Annotated in this window: 15 protein-coding genes; 10 read left to right on the forward strand and 5 right to left on the reverse strand. The window is 56.9% G+C overall.

Going from position 1 to position 22,447, the window contains the following annotated elements; translation table 11 throughout:
• Positions 1–9: 9 nt before the first annotated feature.
• The gene (locus ASQ50_RS16710) at positions 10–384 is read left to right on the forward strand and encodes a hypothetical protein (RefSeq protein ID WP_058091705.1); all 375 of its coding nucleotides are present in this window, start codon (positions 10–12) and stop codon (positions 382–384) included.
• Complete coding sequence (locus ASQ50_RS16715) at positions 384–1,208, forward strand: class I SAM-dependent methyltransferase (protein ID WP_058091704.1); 825 nt, start codon at positions 384–386, stop codon at positions 1,206–1,208. Before ASQ50_RS16710 ends, ASQ50_RS16715 begins: the two co-directional genes overlap by 1 nt.
• A gap of 29 nt (positions 1,209–1,237) precedes the next feature.
• On the opposite strand, the gene plsB is transcribed toward ASQ50_RS16715, so the two are convergent.
• Positions 1,238–3,709, reverse strand: coding sequence for a glycerol-3-phosphate 1-O-acyltransferase PlsB (gene plsB, locus ASQ50_RS16720; protein WP_058091703.1), 2,472 nt, complete (start codon positions 3,707–3,709; stop codon positions 1,238–1,240).
• 140 nt (positions 3,710–3,849) lie between these two features.
• Between plsB and nudC the strand changes: the two genes are divergently transcribed.
• Positions 3,850–4,680, forward strand: coding sequence for an NAD(+) diphosphatase (gene nudC / locus ASQ50_RS16725; RefSeq protein WP_058091702.1), 831 nt, complete (start codon positions 3,850–3,852; stop codon positions 4,678–4,680).
• The gene (gene murI / locus ASQ50_RS16730; RefSeq protein WP_082888555.1) at positions 4,680–5,525 is read left to right on the forward strand and encodes a glutamate racemase; all 846 of its coding nucleotides are present in this window, start codon (positions 4,680–4,682) and stop codon (positions 5,523–5,525) included. Before nudC ends, murI begins: the two co-directional genes overlap by 1 nt.
• Here the strand turns inward: murI and ASQ50_RS16735 are convergent.
• The 4 genes from ASQ50_RS16735 to ASQ50_RS16750 form a co-directional block, all read right to left on the reverse strand.
• Entirely contained in the window at positions 5,503–6,510 is a 1,008-nt protein-coding gene (locus tag ASQ50_RS16735; RefSeq protein ID WP_068351570.1) for a DUF2156 domain-containing protein, read from the reverse strand. The genes murI and ASQ50_RS16735 overlap by 23 nt on opposite strands.
• Before the next feature lie 45 nt (positions 6,511–6,555).
• The gene (locus tag ASQ50_RS16740) at positions 6,556–7,209 is read right to left on the reverse strand and encodes a class I SAM-dependent methyltransferase (protein WP_058090665.1); all 654 of its coding nucleotides are present in this window, start codon (positions 7,207–7,209) and stop codon (positions 6,556–6,558) included.
• Positions 7,210–7,443: 234 nt separating this feature from the next.
• Complete coding sequence (locus ASQ50_RS16745; RefSeq protein WP_058090664.1) at positions 7,444–9,621, reverse strand: EAL domain-containing protein; 2,178 nt, start codon at positions 9,619–9,621, stop codon at positions 7,444–7,446.
• Positions 9,622–9,642: 21 nt separating this feature from the next.
• On the reverse strand, positions 9,643–11,607 hold the full coding sequence (locus ASQ50_RS16750; RefSeq protein ID WP_058090663.1) for an HDOD domain-containing protein: 1,965 nt from the start codon (positions 11,605–11,607) through the stop codon (positions 9,643–9,645).
• Between the two features lie 239 nt (positions 11,608–11,846).
• On the opposite strand from ASQ50_RS16750, the gene ASQ50_RS16755 reads away from it, so the two are divergent.
• The 6 genes from ASQ50_RS16755 (at position 11,847) to ASQ50_RS16780 (ending at position 22,420) form a co-directional block, all read left to right on the forward strand.
• Positions 11,847–13,163 carry an AAA family ATPase gene (locus ASQ50_RS16755; RefSeq protein ID WP_058090662.1) on the forward strand — a complete coding sequence of 439 codons (1,317 nt, stop codon included), beginning with the start codon at positions 11,847–11,849 and terminating at the stop codon, positions 13,161–13,163.
• Positions 13,164–13,417: 254 nt separating this feature from the next.
• A complete protein-coding gene (locus ASQ50_RS16760) occupies positions 13,418–14,956 on the forward strand; it encodes a fatty acyl-CoA reductase (RefSeq protein WP_058090661.1) in 1,539 nt (512 codons plus the stop codon).
• 301 nt (positions 14,957–15,257) lie between these two features.
• On the forward strand, positions 15,258–17,207 hold the full coding sequence (acs, locus tag ASQ50_RS16765; RefSeq protein ID WP_058090660.1) for an acetate--CoA ligase: 1,950 nt from the start codon (positions 15,258–15,260) through the stop codon (positions 17,205–17,207).
• A gap of 41 nt (positions 17,208–17,248) precedes the next feature.
• Positions 17,249–17,914: a LuxR C-terminal-related transcriptional regulator gene (locus ASQ50_RS16770; protein WP_058090659.1), complete on the forward strand. Its 666-nt coding sequence runs from the start codon at positions 17,249–17,251 to the stop codon at positions 17,912–17,914.
• A 423-nt stretch (positions 17,915–18,337) separates the two neighbouring features.
• Complete coding sequence (locus ASQ50_RS16775) at positions 18,338–19,429, forward strand: fatty acid desaturase family protein (RefSeq protein ID WP_058090658.1); 1,092 nt, start codon at positions 18,338–18,340, stop codon at positions 19,427–19,429.
• Between the two features lie 141 nt (positions 19,430–19,570).
• Positions 19,571–22,420 (forward strand): SNF2-related protein, encoded by a 2,850-nt coding sequence (locus tag ASQ50_RS16780; RefSeq protein WP_068351573.1) that lies wholly within the window; start codon positions 19,571–19,573, stop codon positions 22,418–22,420.
• Positions 22,421–22,447: the final 27 nt, after the last annotated feature.

Genomic DNA, 22,447 nt, shown 5'->3' on the forward strand with positions numbered 1-22,447 from the left:
TTGCGCATTATGATCGGTGGTATTAATCCGGCCAATTCCCCCCTGATTCAAACGGGTAACAACAACCCGGCACGAGAGCGTACCGATGTCGCCAGGTCCCCGGCCGCCTCTCCCCAGGCCCCCGGTGCCGAGTCGGTTCGTCGTGACCTGAATGCGCCCCAGCAAAGTCGGGATACCGCTCCCGGTAACCAGACGGCTAGTGAAGCGACCGATCGTCGTGTTGAAGCCCACAGGGCCGCTGAGGATGCCCGGCTTGAACGATTCCGTGCCGACGAATTGCCATTGCCTGCGTCCAGGGCACTGTCCACCTTTGCCGGTGTGGCCGCCGCCGGGCAGGAATTTGAAGGCGGCTCGGTTATTTCCGGTATCGACATTCTCGTCTGATGCCAAACCCTTCCCATGATACTTGCCACTCCCTGACGACGACCGTTGCCGTTGGTTGCAGCCCGCTGGGTGACCAGATGGTTGCACGACAGCTGGCGGACGAGCTGGGGTTGCGTTGGCTGGGTGTCGTCAAACCCAAACAGGTCCGGGAATTTCCGGTGCTGCTGTATATGGACGACGAAGGCCTTGCCCTGCAGTTGACCGGCAAAGGAGCACCTGGGCCAGTCCGGGCCGAGTTTGTGACCGGCAAAATGGGCTACCGCCGGGAGCACGGTGGCGGTACCGGCCAGTTGGTGGCCCGGGCGGTTGGTTTGCAGAAAACCAGGGCCCAGCTTCATGTACTGGATGCCACTGCCGGCCTCGGCCAGGACGCTTTCGTGCTTGCCAGCCTCGGTTGCCGGTTAACCCTGTTGGAGCGCAACCCGGTGATCCATGCCTTGCTGGCAGATGGCCTGGCAAGGGCCGCACTGAATGTCGATTGCGCGCCCCTGATGGCCCAGATGCAGCTTGAGGCCGGCAGTTCCATTGACTGGCTTGAGAACGCCGGCAAGGATGCGGCGGATGTGGTGTATCTGGACCCGATGTTCCCCCACCGGGACAAAGCCGCCCTGGTCAAAAAGGAAATGCAGGTGTTCCGGCAGGTGGTGGGAGACGATGACGATTCTGAACAGCTGCTTGCCGCAGCCCTGGCCTGTGCCCGTTACCGGGTGGTTGTGAAACGCCCCCGGAAGGCGCCTGCGGTGGCGGGGCCGGAGCCCACTACGCGGCTCGAAGGCAAAAGCAGCCGCTACGATATCTATTCCATCAAGGCGCTGCCGGCCTGAGATAACCCGGGCCGGCAGACCTCAAAGACTCACGCATCGAGCATGGTGACCTGCTGAATGGCTTGTCGTTTTTCAACGCTCAGCACCAGCCGGGCATCTTCGGCCACCTCATCCAGACCTTCTCCGTAACAAAGCAGGCCGTTGTCATCGGTGGTCAGCACGCCGGTTTTCTGCATATTGGCGATGAAGTTCCGGAACAGGGTTTTGTCGAAGAATTCCGGCGCATTAAGACCAAACAGGATAGACATCCGCTCGGCCAGCAGCGTGCTTTGCTCTTCCAGTTCCGCCGCGGTCAGTTTGCCCGAACCATACTTGCGCAGAATGCCCAGGGTAATGTGGTAGCGTTCAAGGGTCTGGATGATAAACCGGGAAAGGATGCGGGCCCGCAGCATGGCTTCGGTGCCTTCTTCCGGTCGGCCCAGGCGCTCGTCATCCAGTTGGATAACCAGGCCCTGATCAATCAGCACGTCGATCCACTTGTTAATAACCGATTCCACTTCATCCTGACCGAATTTAAGGAACAGTTCGGACTGCAGGTAAGGGTAGGCAACGCTGGTAAGGAACAGAACCTTGTCTCTGCGCAGGCTGGTTTTGTTCTCGAACAGGCTGACAATCAGCGCCGGCAATGCAAACAGGTGCTGGATGTTGTTGCGGTAGTAGGTCATCAGAATGGCGTTGGCGCCTTCCAGGGCAATGATATCGCCCAGCTTCTGGGGTTGGCGGGTAATCAGCCCCATGTTCTCACAGTAAGCAACCCAGTCCCGTGCTGAACCCTCTGGCAAGGTGACGGTGTTGGCGTACGGGTAGGCCCTGAGCAAGTTGGCATACTGGTCCATCAGCCTGATCAGTTGACCCTCATCCATGGCCAGGCGCTCGGTACCCAGTAAAACGGTGGCGGTCATGCCAATCGGGTTGACCGCCACAGAAGCGTTGATGTTGCTGGCTACCCGCTTGGACAGTTCATCCACCGCCTCGGTGAGCCACGTGGGCCGGTACTCGGCGTCGTAAGCCTCGCTGCGCCAGCTGTCATGGACTTCGTCCAGAACATCGGCCAGTGGTATGGCGTCACCAAAGTTCACCGCTACCCGGCCGAACGAGTTGGTCAGTTTCCGGGCCGTCTTGGCCAGGCCGAAGACGCTTTCCTTCTGTTTCTTTTTACCGCGCAGCTCGCCCAGGTAGGAGCGGCCCTCCATCACTTTCTCATAACCGATGTAAACCGGCACGAATACGATGGGTTTGCGGTGATCCCGCAGGAAGCTGCGCACGGTCATCGACAGCATGCCCGGACGTGGTGGCAGCATGCGCCCTGTGCGGGAGCGGCCGCCCTCGACAAAGTATTCCACCGAGTAGCCCCGGGTGAACATCACGTGCATGTATTCGTTGAAAACCGTGGCGTACAGAGGGTTATCCCGGAAGCTGCGGCGCATGAAGAAAGCCCCGCCCCTGCGCAGGATTGGGCCAACAATGGGCATGTTCAGGTTGATGCCGGCAGCAATGTGGGGTGGCATCAGGCCGTTCTTGTACAACACGTAGGACAGCAACAGGTAATCGATGTGCGAACGATGGCAGGGAACATAGACCACGGCATGGTCCTGGGCGACTTCCTTGGCCACCTTGATGTTGTTGACGGCGATGCCGTTGTAGATTCGGTTCCAGAGCCAGGCCAGCGCCAGTTCCAGGAACCGGATGGTCACGATGGACATGCTGGCGGCAATTTCGTCCGCGTATTTGTAGGCTTTGGCGCGAACCTTTTCAGGCGGGATATCGTCTTTGGCGGCGGTTTCCCTTATCGCTTCCTTGACAGCCTGGGTGCGTACCAGGCCTTCCACCAGGGTACGACGGTGCGACAGATCCGGCCCCAGCACCGCCTGGCGAACCCGGCGGAAATGGGTGCGCAGAATACGTGCCAGCTTCCGCTTGGCTTTTTCTTCGTTGTTCCGGTATTCGTCGACCACCTGCTTGAGTGACAGGGGCTGGTTAAACTGCACATAGGTGTTGCGACCATGCACCAGAATGATCAGGAACTTCTGCAGCCGCCCGGCAACCGACCAGGTGTCTGACAGCAACAGCTTGACCAGGGATTTTTCTTTATCCGGTGAGCGGCCCCAGAACAAAGAGACAGGAACAATCTGGACGTCCTGCTCGGGATGCTCCAGTCCAAATTTTATCAGGCCGGTGAATTCTTTAGTGGGAACCGGTGTTTGTCGGCCGCCGCTGAATGGCCCGCCAATGCGCTTGTACAGAAAGAAGAACGAGTGGGCTGGCCCATTTTTAACGGGCAGGCTCTCGGTGGCACCGGGCAGGCGGGCATGGATAACTTCTTGCTCAAGCACCAGCCGGCTGGACAACGAACTGTATTGGAGCACATAGCACACCGGTTTGTCCGGATCGAGCCCCAGGGCCTCCAGGGTATTGCCGCTGACATCGGTCCTGACCCATAAAAACAGGATCTTGCGGAAAAGAGACAGGATCAGGCTGCGAATGCCCTGATAAAGTCGCATAAGGTGTTACTCCGGTACTGGAAACAGGCGCCAAGTTTAACGGGTTGAGGCGGGTGCGGAAAGCGGTATACAGATTCTTGGTAGTGATTGTGATGTGTTACATTGCCGCTCAGACAAACGGTTGCTGATAAGGCAAAAACATGGTGAGCAAAAGCGAGCAGTGGTTGCCGGGCTGGTTTGAAGACGCCCCAGTGCAGGGAGACCTGCTTCTGGCGTTTTCCGGTAACAATGTCCTTAAGCCGGATAACGGCTGGTTGTTGGCCTGGGGCGGTCCGGAAATGGGCGACAGCCGCCCGGAGGCCCTTGCGCTGGGTACCTGGAATGGCCAGCGTCTGTTTGTTTGTACCTTGCCAGACTCCGGGCTGCCTGGCGCCCAGTTGGTTACCTTGAGGGACGCCCTGCTGGTGTCACCCGAGGCGCCTGCAGATATGCTCAGTACCGGCTTCCAGGTATTGCAGTGGTGGCAGGACCACCGCTATTGCGGTCGGTGCGGAGAGCGCACCGAGTCACATCCCCGGGAGCGGGCTCGCTGGTGCAGCCGTTGCAATATCCCCTGGTATCCCCGAATCGCACCCTGTGTGATTGTGGTCATCCGGCGCGGCAGCCAGTTCCTGCTGGCGAGGTCTTCCAGGGTGACCCGGAATTTCTACAGCCTGATTGCCGGTTTTGTCGAACCAGGGGAAAGCCTTGAGCAGGCCGTGGCCCGGGAAGTAAAAGAAGAGACCGGATTGGACGTTGGCAATATCCGCTACCGGAGTTCCCAACCCTGGCCTTTTCCCCATCAGATGATGGTGGGTTTTTTTGCCGATTATCAGGGTGGTGAACTCAGCCTGCAGGAAGATGAGCTGGCGGATGCCGGCTGGTTCAGTGCCGACGATCATCCCCCCATACCGCCCGATACCACCATTGCCGGCCGCCTGATCAGTGCCATGAAACAGGAAATTGCCGAGAACGGGAGCGATGCCGGATGATGGCCGGTTTGCCCCCTCGGGTGCTGGTATTCGATTCCGGAGTTGGCGGGCTCAGTGTGGCTGCCCGCATTCACCAGTCGCTTCCCGGTGCGGACCTGGTGTATCTGGCGGATAACGCTGGTTTTCCCTACGGCGGTCAGAGCGAGCAGGTGGTGATTGAGCGCTGCTGCTCCCTGATCCGGCAAAGCCTGCAACAGTCGCCTTGTGACATCATCGTGGTGGCCTGCAACACCGCCAGCACGGTGGTGCTTCCGCATTTGCGGGCTATGACGGAGCGACCGGTTGTGGGTGTGGTGCCGGCGATCAAACCCGCCGCCGCCTGCACCGTGAATGGTCGGGTTGGGCTACTGGCAACGCCGGCAACGGTACAGCGACCCTATCTGGATAAGCTCATTGCCGAGTTTGCCAGTGACTGCGACGTGGTGCGGCTTGGCCACCCTGGGCTGGTGTGCTGGGCAGAGCAACTGGTGCAAGGCGCAGAACCGCCCCAGGATGAGCTGGATGAAGCCATGGCGCCGCTGCGTGAGGCTGGTGTAGATACCGTAGTGCTTGGCTGTACTCACTATCCGCTGTTGTTACCCTGGCTCCGGAAAAGCCTGCCGGAGGTCACTGCATGGGTGGATTCCGGTGACGCCATCGCTCGCCGGGTCGCCTTTCTGCTGGGCGAATCCGGGCGTTTGGCGGCAGCGGAAACCCCCATAGCGGATACCGGTGGCGTGGTGTCAGAGGCCCGCTTTACCGGGGACGCCCCCCCGGATGTTGCCCTGTTTATGGCCGAAATGGGGATTTCAGTGGCGCGGGTTTGCGAGCATTGGCCCGGCGTTACAACAGCCGGGTCAGCTTGAACATGGCGAGGAATTCCAGAGCCGGAATAGCGCGTTTGTGGCAGCAGTAGGTTTTGAAGTTGTCACCCCGGAAGCGGGATTTGGTGAACTCCAGGCCTTTGAAGTTGTATAGGAAATTGCCTTTCTCGTAGATGCCGTGCATCAAACGTTTCAGTAATCGGCTTTCCTGGTGCTCGGTGGCCTGGTCCAGCGATAGCGGAATCAGGCCCAGGTCCAGGAAGGGCACACCTTCGGCCTTAAAGGTGTCCATGGCGTGGGCCATCAGGGTGTAGAAAATGCCCTGTCGGAAATCGGCGTTGGCGCGGGAGATATTCGGTACGTAACTGATGATCTCGTTGTTGCGGTATATCGGATCAAAATAGATGAAGCCCACCGCCTTGCCGTCCTGGTAGGCGTAAAAGTGCCGCTCGTTTTCCCGATAGTCCATTTCCATGGGCCGAATCAGGAAGCGGATCTCGTTGCTCTTGCACTTGCGGGTGCGTATCCAGGCTTCGGAGATCTCCCGGGTGTGGTCATCACTGAACCGTTCCATGACGGTAATGCCGTTCTTCTCGGCCTGGTTAAGTGCGGTGCGCAGAATCTGTTTCTTCTTGCCGGTCAGGCTCCAGGACCTGAGATCAATCCGGGATTCGCAGCCAAACTGGGTGCCATACAGGCCGAAGCGAAGGTGCAGAAAATCCACCACCGATTTCGAAACCTGGATGTAGCAGGCGTTAGGAAAGGTCTGCTGGAACTTCTCCAGCATGGCGGGGAAATGCTCGGGTGCGCTCACTGGATCTGACAGGACAAAGGTGCCGCCCCATTTTCGCATATAGGCAATGTAGCCCATACCCGGCACATCAAAATACTGCATGCCCGGCTGCAGGGTTGAGAACGACTGTGAGTGCTGGCCGTATTTCTTGAGGTAGTTGACGCGCTCGGCGAAGCTGAACTGGCCGTCTGCCAGTTCCCTGATGTTGTCGAGGGCAAGAATCTGATCTGACATGATGAAGCTCCCGGTAACCTGTTGTTATTTTGAGTCGGAAGAGATTCAGGCTTGCTTGCGGCCAAGAATCGACCAGTAGCAATCCATGTTCAGAAGTTTGAAATGCTTTTTCTCGGTAACCTGCAGGCCCAGGCGCTGCATGTGTTCCGGGTAGTTGTAAATCTTGTGGAAGGCGTTGTTGGCAAACAGCCAGAAGATGAACACCGCCATGTACCAGTAGAGCTTCTTGAACATGCGGGAGAGGATGTTGCCGGTCGGGTAGCAGAAGTCACCAACCACCACGCTGGCGTCTGCCTTGCCCAGGCGAATCAGGTGTTCCAGCACTTTCACCATCATGTTTTCGTCAAACACGTTGAGGAAAAAATTCGCCACTACCATGTCGTACTGCTCGAACTCGTTCACCTTCATGATGTCGCTGTGAATACGGCGTATGGTCAGGTTCGGCGCTTCTTTCTGCTGGGCATCGGCAAACTTGCGCAGCATGGTTTCAGACAGGTCGACCACGGTTACATCGGCGCCGAGTTCGGCGGCGCGGATGGCGTCCCGGCCGTGCCCTACGCCGGCAAACAGGATGCGGTCACCGGGTTTGACGGTTTCCACGTCGAGCATAGCGGTTTTGCAGCGGTGAATGTTTTTGCCGCTGTACAGGTTGCTCAGGAAGTCATAGACGGGGCCGATGTACTTGTACTTGTCGCGCATGATGACTGCTGCCTTCTTCTTGTTCGCTGGTTGAACGTCACCGTTATTGTGATTGTTATTCCGACAGCCTGTCGGACAGTCCGGTGATCGGTTACTGATAACCTGAGCTTAGAGAAGGGGTGGGTTCAAAGATGTGCAGTACTGCGCAATTCCAGATACACAAAGTAACGTATCGAAACACTTTGCAAACCGGGTCAATGTTTTAGTTAGGAGTGTCCTACAATCGAAAACCGGTTATCCGGTGTAGGCGAAGGCCAGACCATCGCGGCTCAGCAGCCGGTCAATATCGGCCGCTGGCCGGGCGGGGCCGTAGAAGAATCCCTGCACCTGATGGCAGCCCAGGCTTGTCAGGTAGTTGAGCTGGTCGTCTGTTTCCACGCCCTCGGCGACGATCTCCAGTTTCAGGCCGTGGGCCATGGCAACGATGGCGTTCACTATGCAGGCGCCGTCCTCTCCGCTGCGAATGGCCCTGACAAAGGATTGATCCACTTTCAGGGTGTGGATGGGCAGCCGGTGCAAATAGTTGAGGGAGGAGTAGCCGGTGCCGAAGTCGTCAATGGCAATGCGTACACCGCAATCCGCCAGTTCTTTCAGTTTCCGGCTGATCTGTTCCAGATCGTTCATGATCACGTTCTCGGTGATCTCGATTTCCAGATTGCCGGCAGGAAAACGATGGGACTGGACCTGCTCCAGCAATGTCTCGACAAAGCGCGGATGTTCTACCTGGCTGGGTGACAGGTTGACCGCCAGGCGCAGGTTCGGATGCCCGCTGTTGATCCAGTGTCCTACGTCTCTGCAGGCCTGGTCCAGCACCCGCTCACTGAGCTTGCCGATTAGCCGGGTTTCTTCCGCCAGTGGCAGGAAGTCGCCCGGATAGATCAGCCCCCGTTCCGGATGTTGCCAGCGCACCAGAGCCTCCAGCCCTACCACCTGGTTGGTCTTGGAGCAGACTTGAGGCTGGTAGAACACCCTGAGTTCGTCCCGCTCCAGGGCCAGCCGTAAATCCCGCTCAAGGCTGAGCCGGTTGGCGGTATTGATGCTCATGCTGTCGGAATAGAAACGATAGCCATCTTTACCGCGGGCTTTGACGTGATACATGGCAATATCCGCGTTCTGGATCAGCTGGTCCATGGAGTTTCCAGCATCCGGGAACACTGCGATGCCAATACTGACCCCCACAAAGACTTCATGGTTACCCAGCTGGAAAGGATCTTTCAGGGTCTGTATCAGTTTCCTGGCAATGCTCCGGGCGTCTTCCGGGCTATTTACCGAGGGCAGCAGCAGGGTGAATTCGTCGCCACCGAAGCGCGACAGGGTGTCGCCCCGTCGCAGGCATTTCTCGAGCCTGTGGGTCACGGCTTGCAGCAGGCGGTCACCCATGGCGTGGCCGAGGGTGTCGTTCACCACCTTGAAGCGATCCAGGTCGAGGAACATGACGGCGAGTTTTTGCTTGGCCCGCCGAGCCTGGGTGATGGCCAGCTCCAGGCGATCTTTGAACAGGGCCCGGTTGGGCAGTCGGGTGAGCAGGTCGTGGTAGGCCTGGAAGTTGATGAACGCTTCCGCCTCCTTGCGTTCAGTGACATCCCGGGCGATGCCGTAATAACGGGCGGGCTGGGCTGTCGAGCCGCCACGGGTGTCGCCGGTCTGGGGCCAGGTTTGCGGGTCTACCGGGAAGGCAGTGATTTCGAAATGCCGGGTTGCCTTGCTGCTGCCGCGGGTTTTAAGCCGCACTTCCAGCGTTCTGGGGTTATCCACCGAGATGTCCGGTCCCTGAAGGGCGTAGGTGCCCCTAGCCACGTCCCGGTCGTCCAGAATGTGCCCGAAATGACGACCGCAGAGCTCCGAAGGCTGATAGCCCAGCAGGCTTTCCACCTTGTTGTTGATGAAACAGATATGACCGGTTTTATCGAGCATGAATACGATATCCGGTGAACTGTTGACGATGTAGCGGTGCAGGGCTTCGGATTTTTCCAGCCGGGTCTGGATCATTTCGTGGGCTTTGATCAGAGACTGTTTGCCCAGTACGCCCTCAACCGTGGTCAGCAGTTCCTCGGGATCAAACGGCTTGCGTATGTAGTCCAGGGCTCCCCGGCGCAATGCCCGGCTGACGGTACCGAAAGATCCTTCGCCGCTGACCACAACCACACCGCAATCCGGCTGGTGGCTGGCTATGCGCTCCATCACCGCAAAACCATCGGTGTCGGGCATGTTGAGGTCGAGCAGTGCCAGGTCAAAGGCCTTGCTGGCCAGTTGTTCACAAGCCTGTTTTCCGCCATTGGCTTCGGTTACCTCGAAACCTCGGCCTCTCAGTAATTTGGCCAGGCTGGCCAGGAGGCGTGGTTCGTCATCGGCTATCAGAATCCTGGCCGGTTCGGACCCATGGAAGGGCTGCTTGCTCTGCTCTAATGCCATTGGTCTGCTTCCGCTAATTCGTCAGTCGGTACCATGCTTGTTGTGGCCTGCCGCCGGGAGCAGAATCCGGAAGGTAGTGCCTTCCTGCCCCGTGTGACAAGCGATGATGCCCTCCATGTCATCAATCAGCTGCTTGACAATGCTCAGGCCAAGGCCGCTGTGACCCTGGCCCTTCAAACTGTTTACCGGTGCAAACAGGTTGCGCCTGACGGCCTCGGGAATGCCGGGGCCATTATCGGTAATTTGCAATTCAACCCAGCGGCGCTGGTTCTGGAATATTGGTGCTGCTGTACTCAAGGAAATCTCGCCATTGCCGGGCTCCAGGCTCTCAACGGCGTTGCGGATCAGATTGATGATGATCTGCCGGACGGCAGAGGCGCTGCCCTGCACCTGGGTGTCCTCACGGCACGGCCTCAGTTTGAGGGTGCGGTCGTTGCCGTTGAACAGGCTGTCCTGAAGGATGCGGGCAAGGCTTTCAAGCTCCCGGTTCAGGTCTGTACCGCTGGTAGTGCCGGGCGCATCGCCGGTGCTGATTTGCAGCAACAGATAGCCTGCCCGATCCAGTTCCTCCTGAATTATGTCGAGTTCTTCCTGGACGGTCTCATCATGCATCCGGGCACGAAGCTGGAAAATGTACTGTTTGATGATGGTCAGGGGGTTGCTGACTTCATGTACCTGGCGACGTATCCGGTCGTGGGCGATCTGGCTGTCGACGCCTGGCCCTTCGGTTGTCTGACCTTCAATCAGCTGCGTAAGCTCGTGGATGAACAGCCGAACCAGCTGGGTAGTGACCTCCATTGATTCGGAGTCCGTGCCCAGGGCAAAGATCGCGTGTTTTTGCCCACCCTGCTGAACAGGAATCGCCAGGAGAGACGGCGTTCTCAGAATGGCCAGCAGTTGCCGGTCAAGTACGCTGGGCTCACGTTCGTTCAGGCTGACCAGAGTGCCGCCGTTCCACGCATCGGTCAGGACGCTGCCGCCAGGCTGGGGCGACAGGCGCAGGTCGGGAAGGTTGGTGCCGGTACCGGAAAGCAGCCTGAGCTCCTCTGCCTCGGGGCCAAAGCACAGGGCCGGCAGTCCGGTCAGGACGCCCAGACTGCTGACGGTACTGGCGATCAGATCGCACGGGGTCGCGCTGTCTGTGGCTCGCAGCTCAAGGGTTTTGCTGGCGATCGCCTGGTGTATCAGGGTTTGCCTGAGCTGCCGGGCGCCTTCCTCACTCTGGTAGGCGGTGTCCAGAGGAATTCCGAAGGAGGCCGCCATGGTGGCTACTTCATCGTTGATTCTGTCGCAGATTTCCCGTGTCAGGTCTTCCTGCAACCCAAAGATCGTTCCTGCAGCAGCAATGCCCGCTGAGTCTGAGAGGGCAAGCCGGGTCGACAGGCTGATCAGTTTCACCAGGTGGCTGGCGTCCCGGAGCTGGGTTGGTAGCGACTGCTGATATCGCATGGCGTCTGCCGCCAACGGTCCTAACCCCCATACGGTTACAAAATGGGCGGCAATCTCATTCTGGTGGTTGAGGATGTCCTGTTTGCGTTCCTGGGGCTGGGTCTTGATGGCGATCAGTTCACCAATGTTGTGAACCATGCCAAGCAGGAACGCTTCTTCAGGGCTTGGGTAGCGTGTCAGTGTGGCCAGGGCCCGGGCGGTCAGGGCTGTGGTCAGAGAGTGGCGCCAGAAATCCCTCAGTTGCTGCCACTCGTCGCCGCCGAGTTCAAATAGCAATTGTCGCAATGCCGATGTCAGCAGCAGGGTCTGGAAGCGGCGGGTGCCCAGGCGAAGCAGTGCCTGCTCAATGGAGCGGATGGGAGGATTACTTCTGTACAGGGCGGAGTTGGCTAATGACAGGAGTCGGGCGACGAGTGCGGTGTCCGTGGCGACAATCTGACTGATCTCGCGGTAACTGTCTCCGGCATGACATGCTTTCAGCGCCCGCAGGGTTACCTCCGGCAGGCTCGGTAGTTGAAGATCAGCTGCAATATCCATCGCATTACTCATCGCGCGCCCTTTGTCCCTGCCCCGCGCCATCGTATGTGCGGGTAAGGTTCCCTGTTCTGTATCAAAGTTTTATGACAGGGTGTTCATTCTTCTTGTAAGTCAGTGAGCTTAGACAATAATCCGCCAGTGTTAAACCGTTACTGCTGATTTTTTAAGCAGGGTATTATCAAGTCTGTGATATGTGTAACCTTTTTACAGGTTAAAATGTCGCTTATAGTGACAAGTCTATGGATTCGTCTGTTTTCGGTTGCTCAAGCTACGAGGGAAGGCAAAAGTTGCGCCAACCAAGAACCATCGCGGTAACAGGCGGTAAAGGTGGAGTGGGAAAGACCACCGTTGCCGTCAATCTGGCGCTTGCCCTGGCCAAAGCCGGGCAGAAAGTGCTGTTGCTGGACGCGGACACAGACCTTGCCAACGTGAGTCTTCTGGTGGGGCTTTATCCGGAACGCACGCTTGCCGATGTGATCGCCGGCCGGTGTGATCTGGCTGGTGCGGTGCTGAAAACGCACTACGGCCTGGATATTGTCCCCGGTGCTTCGGGAGTGCAGGACTGCATGGAAATGCCCGATGGCGACAGTCTCAAGCTCCTGAAATCGCTGTATGAGCTGGAGCACCGCTACGATTACGTGATTATCGACACAGCATCGGGGCTCCAGTCAGTCGGGCTGCACATGATCGCTGCGGCGGAGCTGGCTTGCGTGGTGGTCACGCCAGACCCGGCGTCGCTCACCGATGCTTTTTCCCTCATCAAGGTTCTTAAGCGCCGCGGATACCGCCGCAAACCGTCCGTGATTGTCAATATGGCACAAGGCGCCAGCCAGGCAAGATCGGTGTTCCAGCGTCTGAACGGTGCCTGCCAGCGGCATCTGCAGTGGACATTGCATTACCTGGGGGCACTTTGGCGGGATGAAACACTTCGGCAGTCCGTGCTCAATCAACACCCTGTGACCCTGCTGCCCACCTCTGACCCCTCATGCCGGCAGTTTCACACCCTGGCGGAAATGCTCAATGTTCACCTGGCGGCACTGCCTCGGCGCAAAGCCGGTATAGCGGCTTACTGGCATCAGGCCGCGCGCCGGCAAGCCGGGCAGGCTGAAGCCGCCATTCCCGGTGGTGAATCCGTCGGCGAGCAATGTCGGGCCCTGGTCGGGCAGTTGGAAAAATTACTGGCAGCAAAGCCGGACGATGCCATGCTCCGGTATGACGCATTTACCCGCCTTTTTGCACTGTTGGGGCGCAACCCTGATGCCGATACCGTGGAGATCGTACAAACCGGGTTGGCATCAATGAAATGGGAGCATCTGTGCCAGGTAGACCGGGATAGACTGGCGGCCCACCTGCGGCACCTGGCCGATGATCTGGCGTCACCCTCGGCTAAGCCGGAGCCTGCTGTATTGCCTCGAGGGGTGGAGGGACCACTGTACGATCGAGTCAGTTTTGGCGAGCAGGATCAATTACTTCGGGTGCTGCGGGAGAAACCATCGGATGTTTCCCTGGATGACATCTTGCGCTCACTGGCAGGCAGAGATCCTACCCGGTCATGAACGAGCCAAGAGTATGTGCCCAGTTGCTGGTCATTTTTTTAGGGATTTATGTGTCGTAATTTTGCAGTCTGTCACCGCCCTGTAACGGTCACTGTGCAAGAATTGACCGAAATCGTGGCCCGCATTATGCAGGCAGCTCTGACAGGCGGATGCAAAACGGATGCATACATGTCGGGGCAAAGGAAACCGGCCCCCCGCGACTTTTGACCGGCGTTGATCGCTGGTGACATCGATCTCAGAGAAGGAGTTCTACCATGGCAAACCAGCAAGTGAATCAAAAAGAGTCTTCGTCGAAGGTGCTCGGGCAGCTCCGCGGCAAGCGGGTGCTGATTACCGGAACCACCGGCTTCCTGGGAAAGGTGGTTCTGGAGAAGCTGATCAGGTCCGTCCCGGACATTGGTGGCATTTACTTGCTGATTCGAGGCAATAAACGTCATCCTGATGCCCGCAGCCGCTTTGACAATGAGATTGCCACGTCATCGGTATTTGATCGCTTGAGGAGTGTCGATGCGGACTGGTTTGAAACCTTCCTCGAAGAGCGGGTTCATTGCATTACCGGTGAAGTGACGGAACCTTGTTTCGGTATGGGTGAGGACGCCTGGCAGAAACTGGCCGGAGAACTGGATGCCGTGATCAACTCTGCTGCCAGCGTGAACTTCCGGGAGGAGCTGGACAAAGCCCTGACCATCAACACCCTGTGTCTTGAGAATATCGCCGGGCTGGCCCGGCAGAATGCGGAGCTGGCAGTTCTGCAGGTGTCTACCTGCTATGTTAACGGCATGAATTCCGGGCCGGTCACCGAATCGGTGATCAAGCCCGCAGGTGAGTCAGTTCCCCGCTCAAGCGAAGGGTATTACGAGATTGAAGAGCTGGTGCAGTTACTGCAAGACAAGATTGCCGATGTTCGCGCCCGCTACTCCGGTAAAACCCTTGAAAAGAAATTGGTGGATCTGGGTATTCGGGAAGCAAACCGCTACGGCTGGAGCGACACCTATACCTTTACCAAGTGGTTGGGCGAACAGCTGTTGATGAAGGCGCTGAACGGCCGCCGCCTGACCATTGTTCGGCCCTCCATCATTGAAAGTGCTCTGGAAGAGCCTGCCCCTGGCTGGATTGAGGGGGTCAAGGTAGCGGATGCCATTATTCTGGCCTATGCCCGGGAGAAGGTGACCCTGTTCCCGGGTAAGCGCTCGGGTGTGATTGATGTCATTCCGGTGGATCTGGTGGCCAATGCGATTGTTTTGTCGCTTTCCGAGGCCCTGGCAGAACCTGGTCGGCGCAGGATCTACCAGTGCTGCAGTGGCAGCTCCAATCCGGTCTCACTGGGGCAGTTCATCGACCACCTGATGGCGGAATCCAAAGCCAATTACGCCGCTTACGATCATCTGTTCTACCGGCAGCCCAGCAAGCCGTTCATTGCGGTTAACCGAACCCTGTTTGACCTGGTGGTCAGCGGTGTGCGCCTGCCCCTGAGTGTGACGGACAAGGTATTGAAGTTGTTGGGTAATTCCCGTGACCTGAAAATGCTCAAGAACCTGGATACCACCCAGTCACTGGCCACTATTTTTGGTTTTTACACAGCCCCGGATTACATCTTCCACAGCGATGAACTGCAGGCGTTGTCTGCCAGAATGGGTGAGGTCGACAAGGGGCTTTTCCCGGTGGATGCACGCCAAATTGATTGGGAAGTCTATCTGCGCAAGATTCACCTGGCGGGTTTGAACCGCTATGCCCTGAAAGAAAGAAAGGTCTACAGTCTCCGGGCTTCCAAGCAGCGCAAAAAAGCTGCCTGATCATCCTTCCTGGGTCCGGCCAGCGGCCGGGCCTGCTCTCCCCACGTCATGTTTTGCCATTCCCCGATCTGCAACTATTCTTGAAAAAGCCGCTGTTAAAGCTGCTAAACCCTGCCTTGATCGACGCATTGCTGAACAGGTTAGCCCGAAAATGGCGGTAGGTTAGGACGTTAGTCTAATTCATTGTGCGGTGGCACACATGTTGAACTACATGCATCTGTCTTAAGGGCAAAAATCGCCCGACCACCCTGAATTTTAAAAAACCGACAATGACAACAGACTCTGATTAAGGGGGAGCACAATGACTGATAAACAGGTATATCCGGTGAGTCCGGAAGTTGCCGAGCGTGCACTGGTCAGCAAAGAGCAATATGAACAAATGTATCGCCAGTCCGTAGAAGACCCGGATACGTTCTGGGGGGAGCACGGCAAGCGCCTTGACTGGATCAAGCCCTACAGCAAGGTCAAGAACAGCACCTACGATTACAACAACCTGTCCATCAAATGGTTTGAAGACGGTGTACTGAACGCCTCCGCCAACTGTCTGGACCGCCACCTGGAGAAACGCGGCGATCAGACGGCCATCATCTTTGAAGGCGACGACCCTTCGGTATCCCGCAACGTGACCTACCGGGAGCTGTACGAAGAGACCTGCAAGTTTGCCAATGCGCTCAAAGCCCAGGGTGTAAAGAAAGGTGATGTGGTCACCATCTATATGCCGATGATTGTGCAGACCGCGGTCGCCATGCTGGCCTGTGCCCGGATCGGCGCGATTCACTCGGTGGTGTTCGGTGGCTTCTCCCCGGAAGCGCTCGCTGCCCGGGTTGTGAACGGCAAATCCCGTTTTGTGATTACCGCTGATGAAGGTTTGCGCGGTGGCCGTGCCATCCCGCTGAAGAAGAATGTTGACCACGCGCTCAAGCACGAGGAAGACGCCAAGGTCGATAAGGTGATCGTGGTTACCCACACTGGCAACAAAGAGGTCCCCTGGACCGAAGGCCGTGACGTTCGTTACGAAGACCTGATCAAAGATGCGCCGGCCGAGTGTAAGCCGGAGCCGATGAACGCGGAAGACCCGCTGTTCATGCTCTACACCTCCGGTTCCACCGGTGCGCCGAAGGGCGTTCTGCACACCACTGGCGGTTATATGGTCTATGCCTCCATGACCCACCAGTATGTGTTCGACTACCACGACGGTGACGTTTACTGGTGTACTGCCGACTTCGGTTGGGTGACCGGCCACAGCTACATTTTGTATGGCCCGCTGGCCAATGGCGCCATCACCTTGCTGTTTGAAGGTGTGCCCAACTACCCGGACAGCTCCCGCATGGGCCAGGTTGTCGACAAGCACAAGGTCAACATCCTGTACACCGCGCCCACTGCAATCCGTGCGCTGATGGCCCAGGGTGAGTCCTGCATGGACGGCACTACTCGAGAAAGTCTCAAACTCTTGGGTTCGGTGGGTGAGCCGATCAACCCGGAGGCGTGGGAGTGGTACCACCGGGTCATCGGTAACAGCAAGTGCCCGATTGTGGACACCTGGTGGCAGACCGAGACCGGCGGCATCCTGATTTCCCCGCTGCCTGGCGCGGTAGACCTGAAGCCGGGTTCCGCCACCAAGCCGTTCTTCGGCGTTCAGCCAGCGCTGGTGGATAACGAAGGCAACATCCTGGAAGGCAAGACCGAGGGTAACCTGGTCATCCTGGACAGCTGGCCGGGTCAGATGCGCACCATTTACGGTGATCACGAGCGGTTCATTCAGACCTACTTCAGCACCTACAAGGGCATGTACTTCACCGGCGACGGTGCCCGCCGTGATGAAGACGGCTACTACTGGATCACCGGCCGTGTGGATGACGTTCTGAATGTGTCCGGCCACCGCCTGGGTACTGCCGAGGTTGAGAGTGCCCTGGTGGCTCATGACAAGGTGGCCGAGGCTGCGGTGGTTGGCTACCCCCATGAAATCAAGGGGCAGGGCATCTACGTGTACGTGACCCTGGTGCAGGGTGAGGAGCCATCGGACGAGCTGAAGAAGGAGCTGGTTCAGTGGGTTCGTAAAGAAATTGGCCCGATTGCGTCTCCGGATGTGATTCAATGGGCGCCTGGACTGCCCAAGACGCGTTCTGGCAAGATTATGCGCAGGATTTTGCGTAAGATTGCTGCGAACGAGCACGATCAGCTTGGAGATACGTCGACCCTGGCTGATCCGGGCGTAGTGGATGATCTGATCAGCAGCCGGGCGTTCCAGTAACGCCGGCGGCTGACAGCCCTAACCTGTGAGGAATCTGTTGAATGACACAAACAATTATCGTCGCTGATGATCACCCGTTGTTTCGGGCTGCATTGAAACAAGCGGTCAATCAGGCGGTGCCGGATGTCGAGACTGTGGAGGTCGACAGCATCAAGTCACTGCAGGCGGCGGTAGAGTCGCACCCGGATGCAGACCTGATCCTGCTGGATCTGAACATGCCGGGTGCCCATGGTTTCTCCGGGCTGGTGTTCATGCGAGGCCAGTACCCGGGGTTGCCGGTGGTGGTTGTGTCGGGTTCCGAAGACTTGCAGGCCATGCGTCGCTCGATTGACTACGGTGCCTCGGGGTTTATTCCCAAGAGTGCACCGCTGCCTACCATTACTTTGGCCATTCAGGCGGTGCTGGAGGGCGATGTCTGGCTGCCTGAGGGCATAGCCGACAAGATTGAGCGGATGCAGTCTGAATCCACCGATTTCTCGGAGCGCCTGGCGTCTTTGACGCCGCAGCAGTTCCGGGTGTTGGGTATGTTGGCTGAGGGGCTTCTGAACAAGCAGATTGCCTATGATCTGGATGTGTCAGAAGCCACCATCAAGGCCCACATCACGGCGGTGTTCCGCAAGCTTGGTGTTCGTAACCGGACTCAGGCGGTGATTGCCATTCAGCAGATGGAGCTTGATCCTTCGGAGCAGTCGCTTTCGGGGGGCTGAGATTTGGCTTTTAATTGATGCATTGAGAACGGGCGCCTTCGGGCGCCCGTTCTTTTTGGAGTTAGGCGGTAGTCGGGATGGGCTTCTGAAACACGCTGTGAATACTTCCCTGTACGCTCCGCTCCGCCCCTCAGCGCTAATTGCTCCTGCGTCGCGCTGAGGGTCCTGGGCAGGCCATCCATGGCCAGCCCGTGAAGCGCTTTCGCGCTCCACCCATGGCTCCGCAGGGTTTCAGACGCCCATCCCGACTACCGCCCCGTACTCCGAGTGGTTTTCAGCGAACGCTTGTTTTTATTTTTCATGGGTTCTTTGATTTTTCTATTTTACAGCCATTGTTTAGTTGTCTTTATTGGTATAAATTCGGCGCACACATGTACGCTGTAATTTTATTATTGTCGGAATTCAACTAAGCAAAGGTGCAAAATGAACGCAGCAGTGAAACCGGGAGCGGCGGGGGCCGTGGTTTATGGTAAGCCGGACGAGCGGGAGCTTCGGGACCGGATGAAGAAGGAGCTTCCCGCTGATACGTTCAAGGCTCAGACCTGGCGAGTGATCTGGTTCTTGCCCCTGCAGGCGATTATCTGGGGTGGGCTGGCGGCGATTCTGATGGCGGGGTTGCCCTGGTATGCCAATCTTGGCCTGGCGTTGCTGGTGGGGCATACCATTGGTTGCCAGGCTTTATTGGCCCACGAGGTGTTGCACGGTGCCTTGGGCATGAGCCGGCGTTGGCAGAATTTCTTTGGCTGGCTGGGGTTTGGTCCGTTGATGGTGCCACCGGAGTTCTGGCGTAAGTGGCACAACGTGGTGCACCACGGTAACACCAACACCGGCGACACAGACCCGGATAGCTTCGGCACGCTGCGCCGTTATAAAACCAATCCCGGGCAGAAGAAGTTTCACAAACTGGCGCCGGGCTCAGGTACCTGGTACAGCTATCTGTTCCTGACCTATTCGTTCACTTTTCACGCCCAGCTGGTGCTGTGGATTCAGGCGAAACATCGAAAGCAGTTCAAGGGCTTTAATCGCAATCTGGCCATTGCTCAGGTGTTCCTGTGCGTGGCGTTGTGGGCAGCCCTGGCGGTTGTCTCAGGCCCGCTGGCGGTGTTTACCGTGCTGATTCCGTTCATGATGGCCAATGCCTTGGGGCAGGGCTATATACTGACCAATCACTTCCTGCGGCCGCAAACGCCCACGAACAATCCGCTGGATAACTCCATGAGCTTGCGCAGCAATCCGGTTCTTGATCGATTGCATTTCCGGTTCAGTCATCACATCGAACACCATTTCTTTCCGAAGATGGCCCACAACATGGCGCCGCGGGTTCGGAAGTGGTTGGAGGAGAATGAGCCTGAGCGTTACATGGCAATGCCTCATGGCAAGGCGCTGAAAATGCTCTACACCACGCCTCGGGTTTATAAGTCCGCCACGGAGCTTGTGGACCCCAATAATGAGAGTCGAGTGTTTGATTTGCTGCCTTTGCAATCAGAATACTCGGCAGCGAACCGATCCCGTTAACGAACAAAGCAACCAATAAAGGTGTATCTCCGACAGATTCCGGTAGATGGCGAGATCAAGGTATTGATCGCAGAGCAATAATCCTTGAGAGTCCGCATGGCGGGAACTATATTGGCGGTCTGTTCTAAAGGAAAGTCGGAGATGTTCACCCCTCACCAAAGCACCTATTTTGCCCACTGGCTAACCCAATCCGGCAAAATCGAAAACCAGGTCTCCAGGGCCATGGCCTCCGCCCGTGTGGATATGAACCCGCACCAGATTGACGCCGCCTGCTTTGCTCTTAAATCGCCATTGGAGCAAGGGGTGCTGCTGGCTGACGAAGTAGGTCTGGGTAAGACCATAGAGGCCAGCCTGGTGATGGCGCAGAAATGGGCTGAGAACAAGCGCAACATCCTATTGATTGTGCCCGCCTCATTGCGGAAGCAGTGGAGCCAGGAGCTCGGTGATAAGTTTGAGCTGCCATCCGTGATCATTGATGGCAAAGTTGCTGCAAACCTAAAAAAAGAAGGAAAAATCAATCCGTTCGATCAGAATGAGCGGATAGTTATCTGCTCGTATGAATACGCGGCTCGACAGCGTGACTATGTGCGGTTGGTTAGCTGGAACCTTGTTGTCTATGATGAAGCCCACAAACTTCGGAACCTCTATCAGACTAATGGCAGCAAGAGGGCAAAAGCGCTGGTGGAGGCCACCGAATTCGCTGAAAGCCGGGTCCTGCTATCGGCGACACCGATCCAGAATAACCTGCTGGAACTCTATGGCCTGAGCCAGGTCATCGACCCCCATTTTTTCGGGGATGAAAAGTCGTTTCGTGCGCTCTACGTAAACCGGCAGCGTGATGAGAAGGCTCTGGAGGATCTCAAGCGTCGCATTCGTTCATTATGCCACCGAACTCTCCGGCGCCAGGTTCAGGAAGAGGGCGGTATCAACTTCACGAACCGCTATTCCATCACTCAAGACTTCACACCCTTGCCGGAAGAATGGGTGTTGTATCAAAAACTGTCCCAGTATTTGCAGCGGCCAGATAACGAGGCGATTAACCCCCGTGCTCGCCATTTGGTGAGCATGGGTTTGCGCAAAATTTTGGCCTCGTCGTCGTTTGCCGTAGCCGACACGCTCAAGGGCATGATTGAACGCCTTGAACAGCAGCAAAGACTTGATGAGGAGGCGCTTTCTGATATCGAAGAAATCGACGATTGGGCAGAGTCTGAAAACCAAGAGGGCGAGGGCAGCAGTGAGGGGGCCAGCAACGAGGATTCAGCCAGGTCTTCAAGCAAGCTGAACCAGGAAATCGCCCAGCTTAGTGAGTTTCGCGACCTTGCCAAGAGTATTACCAGCAACGCCAAGGGGCAGGCACTGCTCGCAGTGCTGGAAAAGGCCCTTACCATGACAGAGCGCCTTGGTGGGCAACGTAAAGCGGTGGTGTTTACCGAGTCATGCAGAACTCAGCAATACCTTCAGGAGCTTCTGGAATCCGGCGGATACGCTGGCAGGACGGTATTGCTGAATGGGACCAATAACGACCCTCACTCCAAAGAAATCTATCAGGCGTGGCTGGAAGAACATAAAGGGTCAGCTCGTATTAGTGGCTCGAAAGCGGCCGATATGAAAGCAGCGCTGGTGGATCAATTTCGCAGCAACAAAGCCGACATTCTCATTTCCACCGAAGCCGGCGGTGAAGGTATCAACCTTCAGTTCTGTTCCGTACTGATCAACTATGATCTCCCATGGAATCCTCAGAAAGTGGAGCAGCGCATCGGTAGAGTTCATCGTTATGGCCAGAAGAACGACGTGGTGGTGGTTAACTTCGTAAACCGCAAAAACCCGGCCGATCGTCGCGTGTTTCAGCTCCTTGATCAAAAGCTTAAATTGTTTGAGGGTGTATTTGGTGCTTCCGATGAAGTACTCGGAGCGATTGAAGGTAGTATTGATATTGAGCGCCGCATTTATGAGATCTATCAGAAGTGCCGTACCGATCAGGAAATTGAGTACCAATTCGATCAGCTGCAAAAGTCTCTTGAGGAGATGTTGGCCGCCAGAGAGACGGCTGCCCGTGAGGCCTTACTGAATAACTTTGATCGCGATGTGGTATCAGCCCTCAAAACCCGTCGTGACCAAAGCAAGGATTTCTTGCAGGAATACGAGCAGGTGCTTATGGATCTGGCTCGAGCTGAATTGCCTGATGCCAAGTTTAACACCAACCACTTTTACCTGAATAATCAACGCTATGACTTGAGCTGGCCGTTGGCTGAGCAGAACGACTCCGAGTTTTTCCGTCTACAGGCTACCGAGCATTATCTGGCCTGGGACCTGGTGCGCAGGGCCAAGGCCCGTAACCCGGCGCCAGCGCATTTGGTGTTTCATTATGATCAGCTTCAAGGACAGTACGCGGCTCTTAAAGACTATATTGGCCAGTCGGGTACACTCACCGCTTTTGAAGTACGGTTCACATACAACAAGGGCCGAACCCAGAACACGCGCCTGGTGGTACTTGCACAAACGAACGACGGCCGCAGACTGACACTTGAGAATGCAGACCACTTGATGTCAATACCCGCTCGTCAAGAGTTGCTAAGTGACCCCATTCCGGAACGGCTCTTCGCCGAGTGGCAGGCGCAGGTGGTGGAAGAAACCGAAGCCGAAACAGAAGCGGAGTTGGATCAGTATCTGGAGCAGGAGTCCGAGAAGCTCGAACGCTGGGCGCAGGACCGCCGGAAAGCGCTCATGGCCACCGTGGATGAGCTTGATGAGCAAATACGGGCCTATAAAAAAGACGCGAGACAACTTGCTTCGACAGCAGAAAAAATACAGGCCAAGAAAGAGCTTCGTAAATTGGAGCGCAAGCGGGACGATGCTCTGGCAGAATACCACCAATCCAAGAAAGCCATTGAGCAAGAGGAAGACCGCCTTTTGGACGAAGTGAGCGAAAAACTGGAATTGACCCGCGAGATCAAAGAGCTGTTTACCGCCCGCTGGACGCTCACCCACTGACGCTAACCCGATAAATAGAAGCCAGGG

Source organism: Marinobacter sp. LQ44 (genome assembly GCF_001447155.2).
GTDB lineage: Bacteria > Pseudomonadota > Gammaproteobacteria > Pseudomonadales > Oleiphilaceae > Marinobacter.

Bases quoted from the DNA above. Each gene is read 5' to 3' on its own strand.
- murI (WP_082888555.1), top strand. From the start codon at position 4,680: ATGGCCGGTTTGCCCCCTCGGGTGCTGGTATTCGATTCCGGAGTTGGC.
- ASQ50_RS16760 (WP_058090661.1), top strand. From the start codon at position 13,418: ATGGCAAACCAGCAAGTGAATCAAAAAGAGTCTTCGTCGAAGGTGCTC.
- ASQ50_RS16770 (WP_058090659.1), top strand. From the start codon at position 17,249: ATGACACAAACAATTATCGTCGCTGATGATCACCCGTTGTTTCGGGCT.
- plsB (WP_058091703.1), bottom strand. From the start codon at position 3,709: ATGCGACTTTATCAGGGCATTCGCAGCCTGATCCTGTCTCTTTTCCGC.
- ASQ50_RS16715 (WP_058091704.1), top strand. From the start codon at position 384: ATGCCAAACCCTTCCCATGATACTTGCCACTCCCTGACGACGACCGTT.
- ASQ50_RS16755 (WP_058090662.1), top strand. From the start codon at position 11,847: ATGGATTCGTCTGTTTTCGGTTGCTCAAGCTACGAGGGAAGGCAAAAG.
- ASQ50_RS16735 (WP_068351570.1), bottom strand. From the start codon at position 6,510: ATGTCAGATCAGATTCTTGCCCTCGACAACATCAGGGAACTGGCAGAC.
- nudC (WP_058091702.1), top strand. From the start codon at position 3,850: ATGGTGAGCAAAAGCGAGCAGTGGTTGCCGGGCTGGTTTGAAGACGCC.
- ASQ50_RS16775 (WP_058090658.1), top strand. From the start codon at position 18,338: ATGAACGCAGCAGTGAAACCGGGAGCGGCGGGGGCCGTGGTTTATGGT.
- ASQ50_RS16740 (WP_058090665.1), bottom strand. From the start codon at position 7,209: ATGCGCGACAAGTACAAGTACATCGGCCCCGTCTATGACTTCCTGAGC.
- ASQ50_RS16750 (WP_058090663.1), bottom strand. From the start codon at position 11,607: ATGGATATTGCAGCTGATCTTCAACTACCGAGCCTGCCGGAGGTAACC.
- ASQ50_RS16710 (WP_058091705.1), top strand. From the start codon at position 10: ATGATCGGTGGTATTAATCCGGCCAATTCCCCCCTGATTCAAACGGGT.
- ASQ50_RS16780 (WP_068351573.1), top strand. From the start codon at position 19,571: ATGTTCACCCCTCACCAAAGCACCTATTTTGCCCACTGGCTAACCCAA.
- acs (WP_058090660.1), top strand. From the start codon at position 15,258: ATGACTGATAAACAGGTATATCCGGTGAGTCCGGAAGTTGCCGAGCGT.
- ASQ50_RS16745 (WP_058090664.1), bottom strand. From the start codon at position 9,621: ATGGCATTAGAGCAGAGCAAGCAGCCCTTCCATGGGTCCGAACCGGCC.